Source organism: Aromatoleum diolicum, from assembly GCF_012910955.1.
Lineage (GTDB): Bacteria > Pseudomonadota > Gammaproteobacteria > Burkholderiales > Rhodocyclaceae > Aromatoleum > Aromatoleum diolicum.
This window is the reverse complement of the sequence record NZ_WTVQ01000059.1, coordinates 1-24026: the sequence shown is the minus strand read 5'-3', so window position 1 is coordinate 24026 and position 24026 is coordinate 1. Positions and strand designations below refer to the sequence as shown.

The following is a 24026-nucleotide window of genomic DNA, read 5'->3' as shown; positions in this document are numbered from 1 at the left end:
GGCCGGGCGGGGGCATGACCGAGCAGCTGTCGCGCAGCCTGGGCTTCGACGAGTTGTCGATCGGCCAGGGCGAACTCGGTGGTGCTACGCGCCGCGCTACCAGTCGCGTGGTCGGCGACGGTACCATCGTCAGTGGTGGGGACGGCGTTGGCGGACAGGTGCTGATGCTGGGCAAGCGACTGTCGTCGGACCTGTTCCTGTCCTTCGAGCAGAGCCTTGGCGGCGCCGAAAGCCTCGTCAAGCTTACGTATCAGCTCACCCGCCAAGTGTCGGTGGTGGCGCGCAGCGGAACCGACAACTCGGCTGATATCTATTACACGATCTCTTTCGAATAAAGGGAATCGCGGCGCGGCGATGTTGTCACATTGCCGGGATACCCCATGGAGGCAAACGGATGACCAACAACGACAAGCTTGCAGCACGCGAAACGGCCATTCTGGCGGGCGGATGTTTCTGGTGCCTGGAAGCGGTATTCAAGGAAGTCGAGGGAGTGGAGTCGGTGACTTCCGGCTATATCGGCGGGCGGTTCGAGGCGCCCACCTACCAGCAGGTGTGCGCGGGCGGCACCGGCCATGCGGAGGCGGTGCAGATCGTGTTCGACCCGGCGGTGGTGAGCTACAGTGACCTGCTCGAGATATTCTTCGTGATTCACGACCCTACCAGCCTCAATCGCCAGGGCAACGACATCGGCACGCAGTACCGTTCGGCAATCTTTGCGACCACCGAAGAGCAGCTGCACACTGCGCTGGCGCTGATCGAGCACATGGGCGAGGCGCGCGTGTACCCGAGCGCCATCGTCACGCGCGTCGACCGGGCGGAGACTTTCTGGCCGGCCGAGGAGCAGCATCACGATTACTACACGCGCAATACCGACCAGCCGTATTGCCAGTACGTGGTGGCGCCGAAGATTGCCAAATTCCGCGCGAAGTTCGCCAGCCGGCGCAGGCAGGGCGGTTAGAATCCTGCTTTTAACCCCGGCAGGAGATTCTGAATGTCCCAGACCACCACCGCCAGCGGCCTCGTCATCGAGGAGCTGGAAGTCGGCAGCGGTGCCACCGCGGCCAAGGGCAATCGCGTATCGGTGCATTACACCGGCTGGCTGACCGACGGCCGCAAGTTCGATTCGAGCAAGGATCGCAATGATCCCTTCGATTTCCCGCTGGGGGCCGGCCACGTCATCCGTGGCTGGGACGAAGGCGTGCAGGGCATGCAGGAAGGCGGCCGGCGCAAGCTGACGATTCCGCCGGAACTGGGTTACGGCGCGCGCGGCGCGGGCGGCGTGATTCCGCCGAACGCAACACTGGTGTTCGAAGTGGAGCTGCTGAAAGTCCTCTGATCAGGCCCGGACAAGGGTCCAAAATAAGGGCCTGGCGCTGCGGAGCGCGCGTTCCGCGGCGTCGAGCGGGCGCGCGATGTGCCCGCTACATTACAACAAGGGGGAGACATGAAACTGGACCCGACCCAGCGGCGAATCCTCGCGTTGCTGCAAAAGGACTCGTCGATCAGCACCCAGAGTCTCGCGGAGAAGGTTGGCCTGTCGTCGTCGCCATGCTGGCGGCGGGTGCGCGAACTCGAGGAGGCGGGTCTGATCCGCGGCTATGTTGCACTGCTCGACCGCAAGAAGGTCGGCCTCGAGACCTGTGTGTGGGTGCGCGTGAAACTCAAGAAGCACAGCGCCGAAGTGCTTGACCGCTTCGAGCAGGCGGTGAAGGGCTGCGACGAGGTTGTCGAGTGCTACGAACTGCTCGGCGAGACCGACTGCCTGCTCAAACTCTACCTGCCGAACCTCGAAGCGTTGTCGTCGTTCATGCACAACTTCCTGCTGAAGATCCCGGAAGTTGATGTCACGAACTCCAGCGTCGCGTTGCGCGAGATCAAGAACGAAACGGCGCTGCCGCTGTGAGGCGGGCAGCGCCGTTTTCATCGCTCACGCAACGGCCAACTCTGCTCCGACGTCTTCGCCCAGATATGCGCTGCGTACCTTCGGGTCGTTCAGCAAGTCGTGGCCCGTGCCTTCGAGCGTGACGCGGCCGCTCTCCATCACATAGGCACGTTCGCTGACTTCGAGCGCGAGGTTGGCGTTCTGCTCGACCAGCAGCACCGCCATACCTTCGCGGGTGATCGAGTGGATCACCTCGAAGATCTTCTCGACGACCAGCGGCGCGAGACCCATCGACGGCTCGTCGAGCAGCAGCACCTGAGGGCGCGACAGCAGCGCGCGGCCGATCGCGACCATCTGCTGTTCGCCGCCGGACAGCGTGCCGGCGGTCTGGTGCAGGCGTTCCTTCACGCGCGGCAACAGCGTGAACACCTTCTCCATGTCGGCGGCGACGCCGTCTGCATCGCGCCGGGTGTAGGCGCCGGTCATCAGGTTCTCCTGGACCGTCAGGCGCGTGAAGATGCCGCGGCCTTCCGGCACCAGCGCGAGGCCCTGGCGCAGGCGCAGGTGCGAGGGCAGCTTGCCGACGTTCTGCCCGGCGTACAGGATCTCGCCACCGTTATGCGGCACCACGCCGGCGAGCGTGTTGAGCGTCGTCGTCTTGCCGGCGCCGTTGGCGCCGATCAGCGACACCAGTTCGCCCTTGCGCAGCTCCAGGTTGATGCCCTTGACGGCCTGGATGCCGCCGTAGGCGACCTTCAGGTTGCGGACTTCGAGGATGACAGGGTTTTCAGTGCGCACGGTGGCCTCCCAGATAAGCGCGGATGACGTCGGGGTCGCGCTGGACCTCGGCCGGAGTGCCTTCGGCGATCTTCTTGCCGAAGTCGAGGACGGCGACACGGTCGCACAGCCCCATGATCAGTTTCACGTCGTGCTCGATCAGCAGCACGGTGATGCCGTCCTTGCGGATCGTCTCGACCAGCGTGCGCAGGCCGGCGGTTTCGGTCGCGTTCATGCCGGCGGCCGGTTCGTCGAGTGCCAGCAACTGCGGTTCGGTCGCCAATGCGCGGGCGATCTCCAGGCGGCGCTGGTCGCCGTACGAGAGGGCGCGCGCGACGGTGTCGGCGTGGCGGGCGATGCCGACGTAGTCGAGGATCTCCAGTGCGCGCTCGGTCATCAGACGCTCCTCCTCGCGGGTTGCGCGGTTCTGCGTCAGGATGCCCCATACGCCGGCGCTCGAGCGGATGTGGTGGCCGGCCATCACGTTTTCCAGTGCCGTCAGTTCGCGGAATAGGCGGATGTTCTGGAAGGTGCGGGCGATGCCGTGGGCGACCACGAGGTGCGGCTTGCCGTCGGGCAGTTCCGCGCCGTTCATGACGAACTCGCCGCCGTCGATCGCATAGGCGCCGGTCAGCACGTTGAAGAAGGTGGTCTTGCCGGCGCCGTTGGGGCCGATGAGGCCGTACACCTCGCCGCGGTGGATCTTCAGCGACACGTCGGTGAGTGCCTTGAGACCGCCGAAGCGCTTATTCACGGCGCGGGATTCGAGCAGGGTAATCATGCGTTTCTTCCTTCACGGTGGGCGTAGCGGGTGCGGGCGGGCAACAGGCCGGCAGGGCGGACCAGCATCATCACGATCATCGCCAGCGACAGTAGCAGCATGCGCAGCACTTCGGGGTCAAGCAGGGTCTTGCCGAACAGTGCCATCTGCATCGGCACCGCGAAGTGGCGCAGTAGCTCGGGCAGCGCCGTCAGCATGATCGCGCCGACGACGACACCGGCGAGGTTGCCCATGCCGCCCAGCACGACCATCGTCAGCACGACGATCGACTCCATCAGGCTGAAGCTCTCCGGGCTGACAAAGCCCTGGAAGGCCGCGAAGAGGCCGCCCGAGACGCCGCCGAAAGTCGCGCCCAGCGCAAACGCGAGCAGCTTCATCATGCGCGTGTCGATGCCGATTGCCTTGGCGGCGAGTTCGTCGTCGCGGATCGCCGCCCAAGCGCGACCGATGCGCGAGATCTGCAGGCGGCGCACGAGGATCAGCGCGAATACGACGCAACCGAAGAAGGCGTAGTAGTACAGCAGCAGCGACGGCACCTGCACGCCGAACAGATCCAGATCGCGCGACAGGTCGATGCCGGCGATGGTCAGCGGGTCGATCTGGTCGATGCCCTGCGGACCGTTGGTGATGTTGATCGGCTGGTTCAGGTTGTTCATGAAGATGCGGATGATCTCGCCGAAGCCGAGCGTGACGATCGCAAGGTAATCACCGCGCAGCCGCAAGGTCGGAAAGCCGAGCGCGATACCCGCCAGGCCCGCGAAGGCCGCACCGAGCGGCAGCACGATCCAGAACGGCAGGTGGATGCCGAAATGCGGCGATGCGAGGAAGGCCCAGGTGTAGGCGCCGACGGCGTAGAACGCGATGTAGCCCAAGTCCAGCAGGCCGGCGAAGCCGACCACCAGGTTCAGGCCGATGGCGAGCAGGACATACAGCAGCGCGAAGTCGAGCACGCGCACCCAGCTCTTGCCGAAGGCCAGGGCCAGCAGCGGCGCCGCGAGTGCCAGCAGGATGATGAGGGGGCGCTGCAGGCGCGGGTCGAGCGAGAAGCTCACCGGCAGCGGGAGGGTCGAGGAAGTCGTGGTCATGGTCTCTTTCCTGTGCGGATCAGGCGCGGTCGGCGACGCGTTCGCCGAGCAGGCCGGACGGGCGGAAGATCAGGACGGCGCCGAGGATCATGAAGGCGAAGATGTCCTGGTAGCTCGAATTGAGGAAGCCGAAGGAGAGGTGCTCGATGTAGCCGGCGCCGAAGCTTTCGACGAGGCCCAGCACCAGGCCGCCGACCATCGCGCCGGGCAGGTTGCCGATGCCGCCTAGGACTGCAGCGGTGAAGGCCTTCAGGCCGGGCGTGAAGCCCATGGCATAGTGCGCGATCGCGTAGTTCGATGCGAACAGCACGCCGGCCAGCGCGGCGAGCCCCGAGCCGATGATGAAGGTCGCGGCGATCACGCCATTGGCGTTGATGCCCATCAGGCCGGCGACGCGGTGGTTCTCAGCGGTCGCACGCATCGCGCGGCCGAGGCGGGTCTTGTTCACCAGCAGCATCAGCGCGCCCATCAGCGTGAATGCGACGACGATCGTGAAGATCTGCAGCGGCGACACGACGACGCCGGCCATCGGCTGCATCGGGGCGGTGTCGATGAGTTGCGGGAACACGTGGAACTCGCGGCCCCAGATGATCATCGCCAGCGTCTGCAGCAGGAAGGACACGCCGATCGCGGTGATCAAGGGAGCCAGCCGCGGCGCATTGCGTAGCCGCCGATAGCCGATGCGCTCGATGAGGTAGCCGACCGCCATGCACACCGGCACCGCAGTGGCGACTCCGGCGAGAAGTAGCACCGCGGGATGCAGTCCGGGCACCGCGGAGGAAAGCAGGGAAATGGTCTGCAGCGCGACGAGCGCGCCGATCATCAGGAGTTCGCCGTGGGCGAAGTTGATCAGGCCGAGAATGCCATAGACCATCGTATAGCCGAGGGCCACGAGCGCATAAATGCTGCCCGACACCAGCCCGTTGAGCATTTGTTGCAGAAAGGTTTCCATCGATTCACCCTTGTCGTTTTGCACATTCCGACGGAGTGCGCCGTCGAATGTCTGGACGAGTGTCGCCGCCGCACCCGCCGGTAAGCGGACGCAGGGCGTGCATTGCTTGGGAAGGGGGCGCCGGCCGCAGGTCGCGGGCCGGCGCTTTCAGGGGCTTACTGGAGGGTCTGGATCGGCGCCCACTGGCCGCCGCTGAAGTTATAGACGGTGATCGCACCGCCCTTGATGTCGCCGTTCTGGTCGAACGCCACCGGGCCGGTGACGCCCTGGTAGCTGAGCGCCTTCAGGCTCGGCTGGTACTTCGCCGGCTCGACCGAGTTCGCCGTCTTCATCGCTTCGATGACGGACATCATCGCGTCGTAGGCGTACGGCGCATACACATGGATGTCGTTGCCGTAGCGCTGCTTGAACTGCGTGCGGAAGGCCGTACCGCCGGGCATCTTGTCCAGCGGGATGCCGGCCTGGGTGCAGAAGGTCGTCGCCGACAGCGCGTCGCCCGCCATCTTGATCATCTCGCCGGTGCAGCCGCCGTCGCCGGTGAGGAACTTTGCCGTCATGCCGAGCTGCTTCATCTGGCGTGCCAGCGGGCCTGCCTGCGCGTCCATGCCGCCGTAGAACACGGCATCCGGCGTCGTGGCCTTGATCTTGGTGAGGATCGCCATGAAGTCGGTCGCCTTGTCGTTGGTAAATTCACGCCCGACGACCTGGCCGCCGGCGGCCTTCACCGCATTCGCAAACGCATCCGCCAGGCCTTGGCCGTAGGCGCTGCGGTCGTCGATCACCGCGATCTTCTTCGCCTTCAGCTGATCCACCGCGTACTTGCCCAGCGCATTGCCCTGTTGCAGGTCATTGGCGATGACGCGGAAGGTCATCTTGTAGCCCTGCTGGGTCAGCTTCGGGCTGGTCGAGGACGGTGTGATCACCGGAATGCCGGCGTTCTCGTAGATGCGCGAGGCGGGGATCGACGCGCCCGAGGTCACGTGACCGACCACGCCCTTGACGCCGGAATCGGCCAGGCGCTGCGCCACGGTCGTCGCGGTGCGAGGGTCCGCCTGATCGTCCTCGCTGACCAGTTCGAACTTCACCGTGTCGCCGCCGATTTTCAAACCCTTGGCGTTGGCGTCCTCGATCGCAAGGCGTGCGCCGTTTTCGCCGTCCTTGCCGAATGCTGCAGCCGGGCCGGTCAGCGGGCCGGCATGGCCGATCCGCACGACGACTTCCTTGGCATGGACGGCGCCGGCGGCGAGGCTCGCGGCGGCGAGGGCGAAAATCAGTTTGTTCAGTTTCATGGATGTCTCCTCCTTATGGGCGGTGCGCGGGTACTGCTATAAGCACGGCGGAGACAGACGGATCCCGGCAGCTCGCGTTGGAGCCGGTGAATCCACGATGGTTTGTCTCCTGCTTATATTTTTTTCGCAGCCGCTTGTGGGGGCGGTTGCGAGGTGAGGAATGGTAAGGAGAGGAGGGGGGAATTGTTTTCCGGCTTTGCGGTGCTTGTTGCCGGCTCGGGGAAAAATTTTTCCCCTGTTCGCCCCGTTTCGGCGGGTTTGTTCCGAAAGCGTCTGGCGCGGTGCAACAATCAGCCGGTCGGGTGTGCGCTTGGGGGGATGCGAAAGGAGCTGATCCGTAAGAAAAATTGGGGGACGGTGGCTGCGAGTCTGGCAGCTAGACCTCAGGTTCCACGAGCTGACGGTGGTGCTTGATCTCGATGTCGGGACCCGCCGCAGAGAACTCGCCTGCCGCTCCCATTCAAGCGCCGAACAGTCGGTCCGTCTCCGCCGCCATGATGAAATCGTTCTCGTGGAGCCCTTTAATCTTCTTCGTTTGCCATGCAACCGTAGCCCAGCCCCAGCCGAATCCGATGTCGGGATGGTGGCCCGCCGCCTCGGCAAGTTTGCCCACGCTGGCGACGAAATCCATCGCTTCCTTGAAGTTCTTGAAGCTGAAACTGCGTTGGATGCGCTGCGCGTCATCCATCAGCGCCCAGTCGGGCGTCTGCGCCAGATAGTCTTCCGCCTCGGCCCTGGTCAGGGGAGGCATTCCGCCGCGGCACGGCACACAAGTCTTCGACAAGAGATCGTTGCTCACTTTGTGCTCTCCCGGAAAGCCGACGGAATTGAAGGGGGGGTGCCGATGACGCGCCCCCGCGCCACCTGATTCAATCTAGCCCCTGATGTAACAAGGTTCAAACTGACGCACGGCAGCAATGTTTGAGCAACGGGTGCGGATTCCGACCCAACGTGACCGCTGATTCCGAGAACGGTGTGACCGGTGTTTCCGGGATCGCGACCGATTTGGGCGGTCGGCCGAATGGCCGGTCAGTTTGTTGGAATCGCCGGTCACGATCAGCTCGGAACAGGTGCATGCAGCAGGCGTGGCAACGTCGCTTATCAGGCCGGCTACCGTCGCGCTCTTTGCGCGGGGACGGGGATGCCGGCACGGCGTCAACAGGTATCAAAAGCATCCCATCATGAGGGGAGCGCGTAGCACGTCTGGGCGTCCGATGTTGCGGTGCATCTTTCGCCGCCTCCGCGAAATTTCCCGAAACCGCCGATTTGCGAAAAATTTTTCCTCCGGGCGGCCGATTCGTTCGCGAAGAAGGAAATTATCCGCCGTGCCTTGTCCGTACGATGCCTCCTCGTCGTTCGATGCCGCGAACGCGCATAACAGCAACCATACAGGAGACAACGTCGGCAGGCCGGATACGGGCGTCACGAGCGCTGCGCGTCCAGGATCTGCGACGGTTCACACGCCATGTCGAAAACTCAATCCCCGCAGGCCCTTGCCCCCCTCGCGCCGGTCTCGCTCGACGACAAATACACGCTCGAAAGCGGTCGTGCGTACATGACCGGCATCCAGGCGCTGGTGCGCCTGCCGATCATGCAGCGCCTGCGCGACCAGAAGTCCGGGCTGAACACCGCCGGCTTCGTCACCGGTTACCGCGGTTCGCCGCTGGGCAACGTCGACCAGGAATTCTGGAAAGCAAAAAAATACCTCGAACCGCAGCACATCCGGTTCCAGCCCGGTCTGAATGAGGACCTCGCGGCGACCGCGGTGTGGGGCACGCAGCAGGTCAATCTCGATCCTAATGCGCTGTACGACGGCGTGTTCTCGATCTGGTACGGCAAGGGCCCAGGTGTCGATCGCACCGGCGACGTGTTCCGCCACGCCAACGCCGCGGGCACCTCGAAGCACGGTGGCGTGCTGGTAATTGCCGGCGACGACCACGGCGCCAAGTCCTCGACGCTGCCGCACCAGACCGAGCACGTCTTCAAGGCGATGATGATGCCGGTGCTCGCCCCCGCGGGCATCCAGGACTACCTCGAATACGGCCTGCACGGCTTCGCGCTGTCGCGCTATTCAGGCTGCTGGGTCGCGTTCAAGGCGCTGACCGACACGGTCGAGACTTCCGCGTCGGTGAACATCGACCCCTTCGCGGTCGAGACGATCATCCCGACCGACTTCCCGATCCCGGCCGACGGCCTCAACCTGCGCTGGCCCGATCCCCCGCTGGTGCAGGAAAAGCGCCTGATGCACCACAAGCTGTACGCCGCGCTGGCGTATTGCCGCGCCAACAAGCTCAACCAGACGGTGATCGACAGCCCGAACGCCAAGCTCGGCATCATCACCTCCGGCAAGAGCTACCTCGACGTACGCCAGGCCTTCGAAGACCTCGGCATCGACGACGCGACCGCCGCCGAGATCGGCATCCGCTTGTACAAGGTCGGCATGGTGTGGCCGCTCGAAGCCGAGGGCGTGCGCGAATTTGCCGACGGCCTCGACGAGATCCTCGTGATCGAGGAAAAGCGCCAGTTCCTCGAATACCAGCTGAAGGAAGAACTCTACAACTGGAAGGAAAACGTCCGCCCGCGCGTCATCGGCAAGTTCGACGAGAAGGGCGAATGGGCGCTGCCGCACAGCGACTGGATGCTGCCCGCGGCCGGCGACCTGACGCCGGCGATGATCGCCCGCGTGATCGCCGCCCGCATCGCGCGCTTCTACACGTCCGATCGCATCAAGGCGCGCCTCGCCTTCTTCGACGCCAAGGAAGCCGCGCTCGCCAAGCCGCGCCTGTCGATCCAGCGCGTGCCGCACTACTGTTCCGGCTGCCCGCACAACACCTCGACCAAGGTGCCGGAAGGCTCGCGCGCGATCGCGGGCATCGGCTGCCACTACATGGCGACGTGGCTGTCGCCGGAGACGACGCAGACCTTCTGCCAGATGGGCGGCGAGGGCGTGCCCTGGGTTGGCCAGGCGCCTTTCACGAAGACCCCGCACGTCTTCGCGAACCTCGGCGACGGCACCTACATGCACTCCGGCATCCTCGCGATCCGCGCGGCAGTCGCAGCGCGCGTCAACATCACCTACAAGGTCCTCTACAACGACGCCGTCGCCATGACGGGCGGTCAGCCGCACGACGGCACGCTATCGGTGCCGATCATCGCGCGCCAACTCACCGCCGAAGGTGTCGGCAACATCATCGTCGTCAATGACGGACCGCGCGCTTACGGTCCGGCCGATTTGCCGCACGGCGTGCCGATCCGCCACCGCGACGAACTCGACGCGGTGCAGCGCGAGCTGCGCGAAGTGCCGGGCGTCACCGCGATCATCTACGACCAGACCTGCGCGGCCGAAAAGCGTCGCCGCAGGAAGCGCGGCAAGTTCCCGGATCCGGCGATGCGCGTCGTCATCAACGACCTCGTCTGCGAAGGCTGCGGCGACTGCAGCGAGAAGTCGAACTGCATGTCGGTGGCTGCGGTGGAGACCGAGTTCGGACGCAAGCGCACCATCGACCAGTCCTCGTGCAACAAGGACTTCTCGTGCGTGAAGGGCTTCTGCCCGAGCTTCGTCACCATCGAAGGCGGCAAGCTGCGCAAGGGCAAAGCCGCGACAGCGGTGGCCGACGTCTTCGCGTCGCTGCCCGAACCGACGCTGCCGGCGACGACCGCGCCATGGGGGATACTCATCACCGGCGTCGGCGGTACCGGCGTGGTGACGATCGGCGCGCTCCTCGGCATGGCCGCGCACCTCGAAGGCAAGGGCGTGTCGGTGCTCGACATGGCCGGTCTTGCACAGAAGGGCGGGGCGGTGTGGTCGCACGTCAAGATCGCCGATCGCCCCGATGACATCTTCGCCGCACGCGTCGCCGCCGGTGAAGCGAACGTCGTGATCGGCTGCGACCTCGTCGTCACCGCGAGCGACGAATCGCTCGCCAAGATGCGCGCCGGGCACACCCGCGTCGTCATCAACCGCGACCAGACCAACACCAGCGAGTTCGTCCGCGGCTTCGCCGCCCAGGCGCGCACCGGCAACGTCTCGAAGCACCCGGACCCGCAGTTCCCGGCCGGTTCGATGGAAAGCCAGATCGTCGAGGCGGTCGGCAGCCAGAACGCCGAGTTCCTCGAAGCCTCGCGCCTCGCCACCGCGATTCTCGGCGACTCGATCGCGACCAACCTGTTCATGCTCGGTCTTGCGTGGCAGCGCGGGCTGGTGCCGCTGTCGCGCGACGCGATCCTGCGTGCGATCGAGATCAATGGCGCCGCGGTCGAAGCCAACAAGGCCGCCTTTCAGTGGGGCCGCCGCGCCGCCGTCGATCCGGATGCCGTTGCGCTGGCCGCCAAGCCGCAGCACGGCACGCCCGCGCATCACAAGCTGTCCGTCTCGCTCGACGAGGTCATCGCCCGTCGCAAGGCCTTCCTCACCGACTACCAGGATGCGGCCTACGCCGAGCGCTATGCGCGCCTGGTCGAGCGCGTGCGTGCCGCGGAAGCGAAGGTCCAGCCCGGCATCACGCTGCTCACCGACGCGGTCGCGCGCGGCTACTACAAGCTGCTCGCCTACAAGGACGAGTTCGAAGTGGCGCGCCTGTACACCGATAGCGACTTCCTGAAGCGCGTCGAGGAGCAGTTCGAAGGCGACTACAAGCTCGTCTTCCACCTTGCACCGCCGACGCTCGCCGACAAGGACCCCGAGACCGGCCAGCTGCAGAAGAAGAAGTACGGGCCGTGGATGCTCAAAGCGATGCGCATGCTTGCGAAGATGAAGGGCCTGCGCGGTTCGCTGCTCGACCCCTTCGCGCGCACGCATGACCGCAAGCTCGACCGTCAGCTGATCGCCGACTACGAGCGGCTTGTCGATGAGATTCTCGTCGGATTGGAAAAGGCGAACTTCGAGACCGCCGTCGAGCTCGCGTCGCTGCCGGAGCAGATCCGCGGCTTCGGCCACATCCGCGAGCGTTACCTCGCGAATGCGAAGAAGCGTGAAGCCACGCTGCTCGAAGCGTTCCGCCGCAAGGAAGGGCTCACCGCCGCAGTGCCGGGCAAGTTGCGCAAGACCATCGCCGTCATTCCCGGCTAAACCCGGTTTCCTCCAACCCAGGAGTCTCCGCTTCGCTCCGCCGTTCAGCAGGCGCGGAGCGGTGCTCCACGAAACCCCTGCTTCACCCCCCGCAGCAAACCTTCCGCGGTCGCCACGAGCGATCGCGGAGGGCGCCCTGCACCCTTTCAGACCAAAGAAGGAGACATCATGAGCGTTTTTTCCCTGAGCGATTTCGCCGACCACGAACAGGTCGTGTTCTGCAGCGACGAAAAGAGCGGCCTGAAGGCCATCATCGCCGTCCATAACTCCAACCTCGGCCCGGCGCTGGGCGGCTGCCGCATGTGGCCGTATGCCAGCGAGGAAGAGGCGATCCGCGACGTGCTGCGCCTGTCGCGCGGCATGACCTACAAGTCGGCGATGGCCAACCTCAAGCTCGGCGGCGGCAAGTCGGTCATCATCGGCAACCCGCGCACCGACAAGACGCCCGAGCTGCTGAAGGCTTTCGCCCAGGCTGTCGAGCGCGTCAATGGTCGCTACATCGCGGCGGAGGACTCCGGCACCGGCGTCGATGACATGAAGTACATGTCGCAATTCACCGACCACGTTGCCGGCATCATCGACAAGCCGACCGAAAGCGGCGTCCGCAACGGCGACCCGTCGCCCGCGACCGCCTACGGCACCTTCGTCGGCATCAAGGCCGCAGTCAAGGAGCGCCTCGGCCGCGATTCGCTCGCCGGCCTCAAGGTTGCGGTGCAGGGCCTGGGCAACGTCGGCTTCGACCTCGCCCGCCAGCTCAAGGAAGCCGGCGCCCAGCTGTGGGTCACCGACATCCACCGCGAACCGCTGGTGCGTGCGGCGAAGGAAATCGACGCGACGGTCGTGGCGCCGGATGAAATCTTCGGTCTCGACGTCGACGTCTTCGCTCCCTGCGCACTGGGTGCGATCCTCAACGACCAGACGATCCCGCTGCTGAAGGCGAAGGTTGTCGCCGGCGCCGCCAACAACCAGCTCGCCGAGCCGCGCCACGGCGCTGCGCTGATGCACAAGGGCATCCTGTACGCGCCCGACTATGTGATCAACGCCGGCGGCATCATCGACGTCTATTACGAGCGCACCTGCAACTTCGACCGCGCCGAGCTGAAGCGCCACATCGAGAGCATTTACGACAACCTGATGGAAATCTTCGCGCGCGCGCGCAAGGAAGAGCGTCCGACCGGGGAAGTCGCCGACGCGATCGCCGAGGAACGCTTCAAGCGCTGACCGCCGTCACCGCGGCCTGCCGGCCGGAGGCTCTCCCGTACCAATCGCGGGATATGCATCCGGCCGGTGGGTCGTACCCGGTCTGGTTTACCATGTCGGCGATACCCAATTCCCCGACATCATGCGTACGCTCACCCCGCACCAGGCCCTGTTGCTTTCGATTCTCGCCGCGCTCACGACGATCGGCATGAAGACGGGAGCATGGTGGCTGACCGGATCGGTCGGTTATCTGTCCGATGCGCTGGAGTCGCTGGTCAATCTCGCCGGGGCGTCCTTTGCGCTGGTGATGGTGTCCTTCGCTCACGCGCCTGCAGACCCCGGCCACCCCTATGGGCACGGCAAGGCGGAGTATTTCTCGGCAGCTTTCGAAGGGGTGATGATCTTCCTCGCGGCGCTGGCGATTCTCGCCACTGCGGGCGAGCGCCTGATCCATCCTCAACCGATCGGGGAACTGGGACTGGGTACCGCGCTGTCGATCGGCGCGAGCCTGGTGAATTTCGTCGTCGCGCGCATCCTCTTCCAGGTCGGGCGCGCCAATCGTTCGCTCGCGCTGGAAGCCGATGCCCGCCATCTGATGACCGACGTCTGGACCACTGCCGGCGTCGTCCTCGGTGTGGGTCTGGCGAGCTTCAGCGGCTGGGTCTGGCTTGACCCGCTGGTCGCCGGGGCCGTCGCGCTGAACATCCTGCGTGAAGGCTGGGGGCTGATGCATCGCTCGGTCGACGGGCTAATGGACCGCGCGCTGGGTGACGACGATATCGAGCGCATCGAGGTGGTGCTGCGCTCGTTTTCTGCGCAGGGCTGTCGCTTTGCGAACCTCAAGACGCGTGTCGCGGGATCAATGCATTTTGCGCATGTCGACCTGCGCCTGCCCGGAGACTGGAGCGTCGCCCGCGCCCACGCGCTTGCCGACGTCATCGAACACGCCGTCGAGTCGCAGGCCGGTGCCCGCCTGACGACGCATATCGAACCGGCCGACTAGCGCGGCGAGTCGCGCCGGGGTATCAGCGGTGCTGGTGCCGGGCGCGCTCTTCGGCAGTCCATGTTTCGCCCGAGCCTTCGCGGTGCGAGCGTCGCGTGAAGGCCGATTTGTAGCCGGTGAACATCGCCAGGATATAGTTCTGGCGATGCCACCACGAGGCCCAGATCACGCCGCTCAGGTGGAACGCCGCCGTGGTCAGCAGCGCCTTCGCCATGATTTCGTGTGCCGTGAGCAGGTCTTCGTCCCAATGCGTCGGGACGATGCCTTCGAGCGGCCCTTCGAGCTGTTGTGCGCCGTACAGCATCGTGCCGATGATGGTGTTGCATAGCAGCATCGTCAGCAGCAGATAGACCATGATCGCGCCCATCGGATTGTGGCTCAGGTACTCGCGTGCCTTGCCCATGTGCAGGGCCGAAAGCGTGTACTGAACGGTTTCCTGGACGCTGTAGGTGAAGGCCGAAAAGCGGGCGTATGGCGTACCGATGAAGCCCCACACGATCCGCGTCAGCACCAGCGCGAAGATCGTGTAGCCGGCGTAGGCATGCAGCGGGAACTTGTCGGTGATCAGGTAACCGGTGGTGAACGAAATCACCAGACTCCAGTGAAACACGCGAACCAGGATGTCCCACACCTTGATCTGGGTCGGGCTGGCCGCGGATTGGGTCTGTACGTTCGCTTCCTGGGGGTTGTTCATGATTGATTCTTGTGTGTTTCGACGGCTGTTTTTCGAGTGCACTGCCGTTTCGCACGTGCACAAAAGTTGATGGTATCACGCAGCTTTAACCGGGGGGCGCACCTGCGGATACCACTAACGGCGGTGCCGGGCGGCCGCTCGGAAGGGCGAGGCCCTGTTCCTTTGCCGATCCGATTTCCGCGTGGAGGGCGCGGCGCCGTGTGTCGGAATGGCACACTTGCGCCATAACGTGTCTTCCTCTTGGGGATATTTACCCCCATTTATGGGAAAAGTGGGGCCGTTCACCCGTTGTTCGGGGGCGGGCGTCAACCACCTCGCGGCCCGATGCGTTAGTTGTGTAGGCTTCCGTTGTTTCCGTGTTCGGGCATGAAAAATGCTCGTATCGGTTGCAGGGGACGGAAATCTCCGGTCGCCCGAAGGAGGTCATCATGAGCACACACACCGATGTATTCCTGGCGCGTCAGCCGATCCTCGACCGGCAGCGCAAGGTGGTCGCTTATGAGTTGCTCTTTCGCGACGACGATTCGGGTGCGGCGCAGGTCAAGGACGATGCGGAGGCCACGGCGCAACTGATTGCGCACGCATTCACCAGGCTTGGACTGCGCAGCGTGATCGGCGGTAGTGCGGGATTCGTAAACGTCGATGCCGAGATGCTGATGAGTCGCCGGATCGAGCGGCTCCCCCGCGAACGGGTCGTCCTCGAGCTGCTGGAGACGATCGAGATCAACGACGACATCGTTGATCGCTGTGCCGAACTCAAGCACCTCGGTTACCGCCTTGCGTTGGACGACTTCTGCGCCATCGACCATCACCACGAACCGCTGCTGGAGATGGTCGATATCGTCAAGATCGACATCCTCCAGCTCGATCAGCAAGCGCTGGAAATGCTGGTCAAGCGGCTTAGGCTTTACCCGGCAAAACTGCTGGCGGAAAAGGTCGATACCCTGGAGCGGGCGAGACACTGTGTCGCGCTCGGCTTCGATCTGTTCCAGGGCTTCCTGTTCAGCCGTCCGACCCTGCTCGCGGCCTGAGCGCAACGGGGCTGGCTCACACCTCGCGCGCGATCTCCGCAATGATCGCGATGCCATAGGCTTCGAGCTTGCGGTCGCCAATGCCGGAGATTCCGGCGAGTTCGGCGAGACTGGCGGGCCGCGCGAGCGCGATGTCGCGCAGCGTGGCGTCGTGGAAGATCACATAGGCGGGCACGTTGCGTTCGCGCGCGGTCGCGGCGCGCCAGGCGCGCAGGCGGTCGAACAGCGTCAGCGGCACGCCGTCGAGGATTTCCATGCGATTGCTGCGCGCGCGCTTGGAGCGGCGCTTTTCCGGCGCGATGCGCAGTGCGAATCCCGCGTCGCCGCGCAGCAGCGGCCGCGCGAGATCGGTCAGCGTCAGCGCATTGTGACGGTCGTGGTCGACGGCGAGCAGGCCGCGTGCGACGAGCTGGCGGAACAGCGTGCGCCAGGTCTTCTCGTCCATGTCCGCGCCGATGCCGAAGGTGCTGACCTTGTCGTGTTCCCAGTCGCGCACCTTGTCGGTGATCTCGCCGCGCAGCACGTCGATGACGTGGCCGGCACCGAAACGCTGGCCGGTGCGGAATACGCCGGACAGCGCCCTGCGCGCGGCATCGGTGGCGTCCCAGGTGCTTGGCGGTTCCAGGCAGTTGTCGCAGTTGCCGCACGCCTGGCCTTCCTCGCCGAAGTGCGCGAGCAGGTGCTGGCGGCGGCAGGCAGTCGTCTCGACCAGGCCGACCAGGGCGTCGAGCCGCGCGCGGGCGCGGCGCTTGAAGTCCTCGGCGCCTTCGGATTCGTCGATCATGCGCCGCTGCTGCACGATGTCCTGCGCGCCCCATGCCATCCACGCCTGCGCGGCGAGGCCGTCGCGCCCGGCGCGTCCGGTTTCCTGGTAGTAGCCTTCGATCGAGCGCGGCAGGTCGAGGTGGGCGACGAAGCGCACATCCGGCTTGTCGATGCCCATGCCGAAGGCGATCGTTGCCACCATCACGATGCCGTCCTCGCGCAGAAAGCGGTTCTGGTGCGTGGCGCGGACTTCCTGCGGCATGCCGGCGTGGTAGGCCAGCGCCCGGATGCCCTGTTCCTCGAGCCACGCGGCGGTCTCTTCGACCTTGCGCCGCGACAGGCAATAGACGATACCGGCGTCGCCGGCGTGGTCGTCGCGGATGAACGCGAGCAACTGGTTGCGCGGGTTGTCCTTGTCGACCATCCGGTAGCGGATGTTGGGGCGGTCGAAGCTCGACACGAAGCGCCGCGCCTCGGCGAGTCCCAGGCGCTGGGCAATCTCCTCGCGCGTTTCCGGGTCGGCGGTGGCGGTGAGCGCGATGCGCGGTACGCCCGGAAAACGCTGCGACAGCACCGACAGCTGCAGGTATTCCGGGCGGAAGTCGTGCCCCCACTGCGACACGCAGTGCGCTTCGTCGATGGCGAACAGCGCGATGCGGCCGGCCTCGTGCATACGGTCGAGCGTGGCGAGCAGTCGCCCGGTGAGCAGTCGCTCCGGGGCGACGTACAGCAGATCGAGGCGTCCGCCGGTGAGATCGCGTTCCACCGTGATGGATTCGTCAGCGGCCTGGCTGGAGTTCAGATAGGCTGCAGCTACACCTGCTTCCTTCAGGGCGCTGACCTGATCCTGCATCAGTGCGATCAACGGTGAAACCACCACGGCGGTGCCGGGGCGCAGCAGTGCAGGAATCTGGTAGCACAGCGACTTGCCGCCGCCGGTGGGCATCAGCACCAGCGCGTCACCGCCGCCTGCGACATGTTCGACGATGGACTGCTGCTCGCCGCGGAAGGCCGTGTAGCCGAAAACGTGTTCGAGAACGTGGATTGCCGAGGGCATTGCGTGCGCTGTCATCGCCGCCATTCTACCGGTGTGCGACCGCCGGTGGTTCGTCCGAGGTGTCGCGGTGGCTGGTGAATGCATGGGGGGTTCGACGTGGAGCGATGCCGGTGTTATCTTTCGCCTATTACTAAAGTTGCGGGTGCACCCGCGTGAGACATGCCATGCGGAAGACCGACGTTTCGGCCCTTTACGCCACTTATCCTCACCTCGCGCAGATCGACGAGCTGTGGGGGACGCGCGACTGCAGGGAGTTCATCAACCGCCTGATGAACGACACCCGCGACGGCAAGCGCCGTGGCTTTCCGGGCGATCACGCACGCACCATCCTGCGCCTGCTGATGGAACACGACCGGCAGTTTCCCGAGTTCGAGGAAAATATCACCAGTGCATGGCGAAGTTCCGAAAAGCGCGCCCGCGACGAGATGTAGCGGTGGGTCTGATCGGATGAATAACGCTGCTGCCGATGATGTTCTCGAGTTTGCCGCCGAACCACCGGTGGCCCGGGCCGCTCGTGTCGCGTGCTGGAAAATCGCAATCGTCGACGACGATGAGGATGTGCATCGCAGCACCGAACTGAGCCTTGCCAACACCGAAATCCTTGGCAGGCCGCTGGCCTTCCTGCATGCGTATTCGGCGGAGGATGCGCGCACGCTGTTCGCGTCCGAACGTGACATCGCGGTGATCCTGCTCGACGTCGTGATGGAAACGCAGGACGCGGGCCTGCGCCTGGTCGATGAGATCCGCAACCGTTTCGGGCTGCGCGACGTGCGCATCATCCTGCGCACCGGCCAGCCGGGCTATGCGCCGGAACTCGACGCGATCCGCGACTATGACATCAACGACTACAAGAACAAGTCCGAGCTGTCGCGTACTCGCCTGTATGCGGCACTGACCGCCGCGATCCGCGCGTACCAGCAGATTCGTATCGTCGATACCAGCCGTGCGGGCCTGGCGCGCATCGTGCGCGGTAGCGCGGAGTTGTTGCGCAGCGAGGGGCTGGCGGAATTTGCGGCGGGCGTGATCACGCAGATCTGCGGTTTGCTCGATTTGCCGCCCGAAGGCCTGGTGTGTGCGCGGCACGACGCCGGTGCGCCGAGCGAGGTGATCGCTGCAGCGGGCCGTTTCGAACACACCATCCGGCAGACGCTCGACGCGCTGCAGGAGGATACCGTGCGTGACATGCTGGAACGTGCGCTGACGCACCGCGCGAATGTCGTCGAGCCGGGGGTGGGAATCGCGTTGTACTTCGGGGCACGTCCGGGGCGCGATCTGGCGGCGTATGTCGAGGCGGGCTTCGTCAGTGAGGAACTCGACCCGAACCTGCTCGAGATGTTCTGCGCCAATGTGTCGGTGTGCCTGGACAACGTCGACCTGGTGCGGCGCCTCAACGAGTATTCGTATTTCGATCCGCTGGTGCAATTGCCCAACCGGCGCCATCTGCTGGACATGCTCGACGCCCATCTGGGCGCGGGCGAACGTGATCGCGGCGTGCTGGCGGTGGTCGATGTCGATCATTTCGGCGAGATCAACGGCGCGTTCGGCTATCACTACGGTGACGCGCTGCTGAAGGGCGTGGCGGCGCGCATCGTCGCCGGTTGCGAGGCGCATGCGCGGGTGGCGCGCGTCGGCAGCGACAGCTTCGCGGTGTTCTGGGCCAATCCGCAGCCGGAAACCGAGCGCCTCGACGGAATGTTCGCCGAGCCGCTGGAGATCGAAGGCGAGAGCATCATCGTGTCGGTGACGGTTGGCGTGGTGCGACTCGACGACGTCGCCGGCGACGGCAGCGAGGCCCTCGAGGACGCCTTCCTGGCGCTGAAGCGCGCCAAGCTGGCCGAACGCGGTTCGGTGGCACGGTACAACCGCGGTGTCAGCGAGGAGATTCGCGGGCGCGTCAATATGCTGCACAACCTGCGCCGGGCCTTCAGTGCGAATGAACTGTTCCTGGTATTCCAGCCGCAGATTTCGCTCGTCTCCGGACGCTGCGTGGGCGCCGAGGCCTTGTTGCGCTGGCGCACCGCCGATGGGACGATGATTCCGCCGGATCGTTTCATTCCGCTGGCCGAGCGTTCCGGCCTGATCGTCGCGATGGGCGAATGGGTGATGCGGCGTGCCTGCGAGGAGGCCGCACGCATGGCGCAGCGCGGCCACGGCACGGTGCGCATGGCGATCAACGTGTCGGTGATCCAGTTTCGCGACCCGCATTTCCTCGGGCGCCTGCGTGCCGCTATCGAGGATAGCGGCGTGTCGCCGCAACAGATCGAACTGGAGATCACCGAGTCGGTCGCGATGGGTGAGGGCAGTCGCATGATCGAGCTGTTCGGCCGCATCAAGGCGATGGGGCTCGATATCGCGATCGACGATTTCGGCACCGGGTTTTCTTCGCTCAGTCATCTGCAACGCATGAATGTCGATCGTCTCAAGATCGACCGCGCATTCATCAACGATATCGGCGGCTTGGGCAAGGGCGGCGAGATCGCCGGCCTGGTGTGTGGTCTGGGCGGACGGCTGGGCATCGAACTGATTGCCGAGGGCATCGAGCAGATCGAACAGGCAGACCGGCTGCAGTTGATGGGCTGCCAGCTCGGGCAGGGGTATCACTTTGCACGGCCGATGCCCGCCGACGACTGGCGCGTCTGGCTCGATGCCCACGCGCAAGGTGGCTGCTGAGGTGCTGTGGCGTGCGGTCTGGCTGTGCGTCGTGGTGATGGCGCTGGGCGGATGCATGGAACAGCAGCCCTGGCGCATCGGCTTCATCGGCGGGCTCACCGGGAAGGCCGCCGATCTTGGCATGGCGGCGCGCAATGGCACACGGCTGGCGGTCGAGGAGGCGAATGCGGCAGGCGGTGTCGCCGGCCGGCTGGTCGAACTGGTCGTGCGCGACGACGCGCAGCGGGTGGATCTGGCCGGGCGTGCGGTGTCCGAGTTGCTGGCTGCCCGTGTGGATGCGATTGTCGGACCGACCACGAGTGCGATGGCGGAAGTCGTGCTGCCGCTGACGGCGTCTTCCGGCCTGGCGGTGGTCTCGCCGACGGTGGCCGGTTCGGGTTTTTCCGGGCGCGACGATCATTTCTTTCGCGTGGTGGCGAGCACGCGTGAGCACGCGTCGGCTTCCGCCCGCTATCTGGCGCAGACGCTCGGCCTGCGGCGGGTGGCGGTCATTCTCGATCAGGGCAACGAAGCGTATACCGCCGACTGGGTGAAACACTTCAGCGGGGCTTTCCTTGCTGCGGGTGGCGAGGTGTTGCTTACCGAGACTTTCTTTTCCTCGCACGATGCCAGTCTGCAGGAGCCGGTCGCGCGCCTGCTGGCGGTGCGTCCGGACGCCGTGCTGATTGCCGCGGGCGCGCTCGATATGGCGCGCATCAGCCAGCTCGTGCGCCGCCGCGACACGGCGATTGCCTTGATGGGAACGACGTGGGCGGCGACCGAGGAGCTTGTGTCAGTGGGAGGGCGTGCCGTCGAAGGTGCGGTGGTGCCCCAGATGTTCGATCGCGACGACAACTCGGCGCGCTATGCCGCTTTTCGCTCGGCCTATCTCGACCGTTTCGGCGAGCAGCCGGGCTACGCCAGCGTCGCAGCGTATGACGCGACCCGGCTGGTGCTCGACGCGCTGGCACGCGGCGGCAGTGGCGAGCGCGTCCGGCAGATGTTGATCGACCACGAGTTTGACGGGTTGCAGGGACGCCTGAAGATTGACGCATGGGGCGACACGCGGCGTGACGTGTTCATGACGACGATCCGCAACGGGCGCTTCAGCGTCGAGGCGAAATTGCCCGGCGCGACACCGTGAGCAAGTCCATGCGCCCGGTTCGCCTGTCCCGGCTGTTGTTCTTCCGCTCGCTGCTGGTTGCGTCGGTGACTTTTGCGGTGGTCTATCTGCTGATGGTGCGCTGGCTGCTGCCGCAGATCGACCATGACACAAGTTTGCGGCAACACCAGCTCGCGCATGCGATCGCCGGACAGGTCGAAGCCTTATTGGAGCGTCCGGAAGCCGTGGTACTGGGGGCGACGCGTATGCTGATTGGCGGCGAGCCCCACGTGCCGAGCGTGATTTCGGCAATCCTTGACGGCGCGCTGGAGGAGAACGACAGCCTGTCCGCGCTCTACGTGATCGGCGAAGACGGTGCCGTCCTTGCCGTGGGGCTGCCGCCGGCGCGCCGTCCGCTGCGCGACGATCTGCTCGGAATGGATTTTTCGGGTCACCCGCTGTTTCACGCGACCGCCGGCGAACCTGGCGTGCACTGGTCCGACGCGGCGCTGTCGCCGGTCAGCGCGGGGCTTGCCGCGGTGGTGGCGGTACGCGAGCACGGCGTGACCGTGTTCGGTGAGTTGTCGTCCGGGCCCTTGATGGCCATGGTAGGGCAGGTGACCGACGATGGCGGGCTGCGCACGATGCTGCTGGACCGGCGCAATGAGGTGATTGGCGACACGGCATTGGTACCCGTCCCGCAACTCCCGGACGTGATCGGCCCGGCGACGGTGCCGGGGCATGAGCACGACGATGGCAGCCGCTTTCTGCGCCTGCGCATCGATAGCGTCGACATGGTCGGCAGCGTCGTGCCGGTGTCGCCGCTGGGCTGGCAGGTGCTGGTGGTGCGTCCGCTTGCCGAAGCCTTCCGTCCGTCGCGCACGGCGGAGCTGATCATGTTGGTGGGGCTGGCGACGTCGGTGATCGTCGGCTTGATCGGGGCTGCCGTGCAGGCGGGCTACTTTGGACGTCTTTTCCGGGATTTGTCGGTGTTTGCGGTGGGGATCGAACACGGGCGCTACGAGCTGTCCTGGCGGCCGTCGCGAGTACGCGAGTTCAATCGCCTGGCGGTGGCGTTCCAGCGTATGAGCCAGGCGATTCGCGAACGCGAGGAGGCCATCGTGGCGAGTCAGGCGGCGCTGCAGGATCTGAACCAGACGCTCGAAGCGCGCGTGGTTGAACGGACCGAGGCGCTGCACCGGAGCAATGCCGAGCTCTCGTCGGCGCTGGATACCCTGCGCAAGACGCAGGAAGAACTGGTCACGTCCGAGAAGATGGCGGCGCTGGGGGCGCTGGTTGCCGGCGTCGCGCACGAACTGGGGACGCCGCTGGGCAACAGCCTGATCGCCGCCAACACGGTGCGCGACCAGACGCGCGCGCTGCGTCGCGAACTCGCGGGCGGCCTGCGGCGTTCGTCGCTGGAGCGCTATCTCGAGGACACGGAATCGGGCAACGCGATCATCGAGCGCAATCTCGAGCGCGCGGCGTCGCTGGTGACGAGCTTCAAGCAGGTGGCGGTGGATCAGTCGAGTTCGCAGCGGCGCAAATTTGCGCTGAGCGAGGTGGTCGATGAAATCGTGATGACCCTGCGGCCGTCCTTGAAGCGCTTGCCGTTCCGGCTGACAACCGCGGTGGATGCGGCGCTCCCGCTCGACAGTTACCCCGGTGCGCTCGGGCAGGTGCTGACGAATCTCATCAACAACGCGGTGCTGCATGGCCTGGAGGATCGCGCCGAGGGCGAGGTCCGCGTCGTGGGGCGCGCCGAGGATGCGGATTGGCTCGTGCTGGAAGTGATCGACGACGGCCGCGGCATCCCGCTGGAGTTGCAGCGGCGCATTTTCGAGCCCTTCTTCACGTCGCGCCTGGGCAAGGGGGGCAGCGGGCTGGGGCTGCACATCGTGCATAGCCTGGTGTCGAACGTGCTCGGCGGTACGATCTCGGTTGATAGCCAGCCGGGCGTCGGCACGACGATGCGTGTACGCCTGCCACGTATTGCACTGGTGACGACCAGCGCCGCTGCACCGTCCTCATCGGCCTTCACCGCGTCGGACGCGGTGCCGGCGCAGCCGTCCGCCTGAGATCAGCCGCCGCGGATGCGGCCCAGCAGTGCGGTGGTCGAGCGTTCGTGCTCGAACGGGATCGAATGCACGCTGCCGCCCCAGACCAGCACTTCGCCGGCCCCGACGATGCGATCGATCGGCCAGTCACCACCTTTCACCAGCACGTCCGGGCGCGCGTCGAGGATGCGGGTGAGCGGGGTGTCCTCGTCGAACCAGGTGACGAGATCGACGCATTCCAGTGCGGCCATCACCGCCGCGCGGTCTTCCAGCGGATTCACCGGGCGGTCGTCGCCTTTGCCGAGTCGCCGCACCGACGCGTCGGTATTCAGCGCGACCACCATCGCCGCGCCCAGTGCGCGTGCCTGCGCGAGATAGGTGACATGGCCACGGTGCAGGATGTCGAAGCAGCCGTTGGTGAACACCAGGGGCCGTGGCAGCGCCGCCGCGCGTGCGGCAAGGTGTTCGGGGGGGCAGATCTTGGCTTCGAAGCTCGGGCGGGGGTAGTGCATCGCGGTTTTGCCTGGTGGAGTGGGGATTGGAGCGCTGAAGCGCGTGTGTGGCGATGAATTCTAGCGGGATGGTCGCGTCGCTGCGCAATCCGTGTGGGCCGCGTCGCGGTTCGGCGCGGGGG

At 65.5% G+C, this 24026-nt stretch carries 21 protein-coding genes; 12 read left to right on the top strand and 9 right to left on the bottom strand.

Annotated elements, in window-relative coordinates; translation table 11 throughout:
• The 4 genes from GPA25_RS21640 to GPA25_RS21625 form a co-directional block, all read left to right on the top strand.
• On the top strand, window positions 1-335 hold a 335-nt coding region (locus GPA25_RS21640), incomplete at its 5' end, for a translocation/assembly module TamB domain-containing protein (protein WP_169262478.1).
• Window positions 336-394: 59 nt separating this feature from the next.
• On the top strand, window positions 395-958 hold the full coding sequence (msrA, locus tag GPA25_RS21635; protein ID WP_169262477.1) for a peptide-methionine (S)-S-oxide reductase MsrA: 564 nt from the start codon (window positions 395-397) through the stop codon (window positions 956-958).
• A 33-nt stretch (window positions 959-991) separates the two neighbouring features.
• On the top strand, window positions 992-1336 hold the full coding sequence (locus GPA25_RS21630) for an FKBP-type peptidyl-prolyl cis-trans isomerase (RefSeq protein WP_169262476.1): 345 nt from the start codon (window positions 992-994) through the stop codon (window positions 1334-1336).
• Window positions 1337-1444: 108 nt separating this feature from the next.
• A complete protein-coding gene (locus GPA25_RS21625; RefSeq protein ID WP_169262475.1) occupies window positions 1445-1903 on the top strand; it encodes an Lrp/AsnC family transcriptional regulator in 459 nt (152 codons plus the stop codon).
• A gap of 24 nt (window positions 1904-1927) precedes the next feature.
• Here the strand turns inward: GPA25_RS21625 and GPA25_RS21620 are convergent, their stop codons facing one another.
• From GPA25_RS21620 to GPA25_RS21595, 6 genes are all read right to left on the bottom strand, one after another.
• Window positions 1928-2680: an ATP-binding cassette domain-containing protein gene (locus GPA25_RS21620; RefSeq protein WP_169262474.1), complete on the bottom strand. Its 753-nt coding sequence runs from the start codon at window positions 2678-2680 to the stop codon at window positions 1928-1930.
• A complete protein-coding gene (locus GPA25_RS21615) occupies window positions 2670-3440 on the bottom strand; it encodes an ABC transporter ATP-binding protein (protein WP_169262473.1) in 771 nt (256 codons plus the stop codon). Before GPA25_RS21615 ends, GPA25_RS21620 begins: the two co-directional genes overlap by 11 nt.
• On the bottom strand, window positions 3437-4525 hold the full coding sequence (locus GPA25_RS21610) for an ABC transporter permease subunit (RefSeq protein ID WP_169262472.1): 1089 nt from the start codon (window positions 4523-4525) through the stop codon (window positions 3437-3439). Before GPA25_RS21610 ends, GPA25_RS21615 begins: the two co-directional genes overlap by 4 nt.
• Before the next feature lie 19 nt (window positions 4526-4544).
• On the bottom strand, window positions 4545-5477 hold the full coding sequence (locus GPA25_RS21605; protein WP_169262471.1) for a branched-chain amino acid ABC transporter permease: 933 nt from the start codon (window positions 5475-5477) through the stop codon (window positions 4545-4547).
• Between the two features lie 155 nt (window positions 5478-5632).
• Window positions 5633-6766, bottom strand: coding sequence for a branched-chain amino acid ABC transporter substrate-binding protein (locus GPA25_RS21600; protein WP_211163292.1), 1134 nt, complete (start codon window positions 6764-6766; stop codon window positions 5633-5635).
• A 460-nt stretch (window positions 6767-7226) separates the two neighbouring features.
• Window positions 7227-7565, bottom strand: a complete 339-nt coding sequence (locus GPA25_RS21595; RefSeq protein WP_169262470.1) for a 4a-hydroxytetrahydrobiopterin dehydratase — start codon at window positions 7563-7565, stop codon at window positions 7227-7229.
• Between the two features lie 666 nt (window positions 7566-8231).
• On the opposite strand from GPA25_RS21595, the gene GPA25_RS21590 reads away from it, so the two are divergent.
• From GPA25_RS21590 to GPA25_RS21580, 3 genes are all read left to right on the top strand, one after another.
• Window positions 8232-11834, top strand: coding sequence for an indolepyruvate ferredoxin oxidoreductase family protein (locus tag GPA25_RS21590; protein WP_169262469.1), 3603 nt, complete (start codon window positions 8232-8234; stop codon window positions 11832-11834).
• A gap of 168 nt (window positions 11835-12002) precedes the next feature.
• Window positions 12003-13055: a Glu/Leu/Phe/Val dehydrogenase dimerization domain-containing protein gene (locus GPA25_RS21585; protein ID WP_169262468.1), complete on the top strand. Its 1053-nt coding sequence runs from the start codon at window positions 12003-12005 to the stop codon at window positions 13053-13055.
• A 121-nt stretch (window positions 13056-13176) separates the two neighbouring features.
• Window positions 13177-14037, top strand: coding sequence for a cation diffusion facilitator family transporter (locus GPA25_RS21580; protein ID WP_169262467.1), 861 nt, complete (start codon window positions 13177-13179; stop codon window positions 14035-14037).
• Between the two features lie 22 nt (window positions 14038-14059).
• On the opposite strand, the gene GPA25_RS21575 is transcribed toward GPA25_RS21580, so the two are convergent.
• Window positions 14060-14731: a cytochrome b/b6 domain-containing protein gene (locus GPA25_RS21575; protein WP_169262466.1), complete on the bottom strand. Its 672-nt coding sequence runs from the start codon at window positions 14729-14731 to the stop codon at window positions 14060-14062.
• 428 nt (window positions 14732-15159) lie between these two features.
• On the opposite strand from GPA25_RS21575, the gene GPA25_RS21570 reads away from it, so the two are divergent.
• Window positions 15160-15762, top strand: a complete 603-nt coding sequence (locus tag GPA25_RS21570; protein WP_169262465.1) for an EAL and HDOD domain-containing protein — start codon at window positions 15160-15162, stop codon at window positions 15760-15762.
• 16 nt (window positions 15763-15778) lie between these two features.
• Here GPA25_RS21570 and recQ read toward each other — a convergent pair whose 3' ends face one another.
• Entirely contained in the window at window positions 15779-17608 is a 1830-nt protein-coding gene (recQ, locus tag GPA25_RS21565; protein WP_169262464.1) for a DNA helicase RecQ, read from the bottom strand.
• Between the two features lie 140 nt (window positions 17609-17748).
• On the opposite strand from recQ, the gene GPA25_RS21560 reads away from it, so the two are divergent.
• Genes GPA25_RS21560 through GPA25_RS21545 form a run of 4 tightly spaced genes read left to right on the top strand, consistent with a single transcriptional unit; the run spans window position 17749 to window position 23413 of the window.
• Window positions 17749-18015 (top strand): hypothetical protein, encoded by a 267-nt coding sequence (locus tag GPA25_RS21560; RefSeq protein ID WP_169262463.1) that lies wholly within the window; start codon window positions 17749-17751, stop codon window positions 18013-18015.
• 16 nt (window positions 18016-18031) lie between these two features.
• On the top strand, window positions 18032-20254 hold the full coding sequence (locus GPA25_RS21555; RefSeq protein WP_169262462.1) for a putative bifunctional diguanylate cyclase/phosphodiesterase: 2223 nt from the start codon (window positions 18032-18034) through the stop codon (window positions 20252-20254).
• The gene (locus tag GPA25_RS21550) at window positions 20229-21377 is read left to right on the top strand and encodes an ABC transporter substrate-binding protein (RefSeq protein ID WP_169262461.1); all 1149 of its coding nucleotides are present in this window, start codon (window positions 20229-20231) and stop codon (window positions 21375-21377) included. The genes GPA25_RS21555 and GPA25_RS21550 overlap by 26 nt, the downstream gene beginning before the upstream one ends.
• Complete coding sequence (locus tag GPA25_RS21545) at window positions 21374-23413, top strand: sensor histidine kinase (protein ID WP_343035035.1); 2040 nt, start codon at window positions 21374-21376, stop codon at window positions 23411-23413. Before GPA25_RS21550 ends, GPA25_RS21545 begins: the two co-directional genes overlap by 4 nt.
• Window positions 23414-23415: 2 nt before the next feature.
• Here GPA25_RS21545 and rfaE2 read toward each other — a convergent pair whose 3' ends face one another.
• Entirely contained in the window at window positions 23416-23904 is a 489-nt protein-coding gene (gene rfaE2 / locus GPA25_RS21540) for a D-glycero-beta-D-manno-heptose 1-phosphate adenylyltransferase (protein WP_169262460.1), read from the bottom strand.
• Between the last annotated feature and the right edge of the window lie 122 nt (window positions 23905-24026).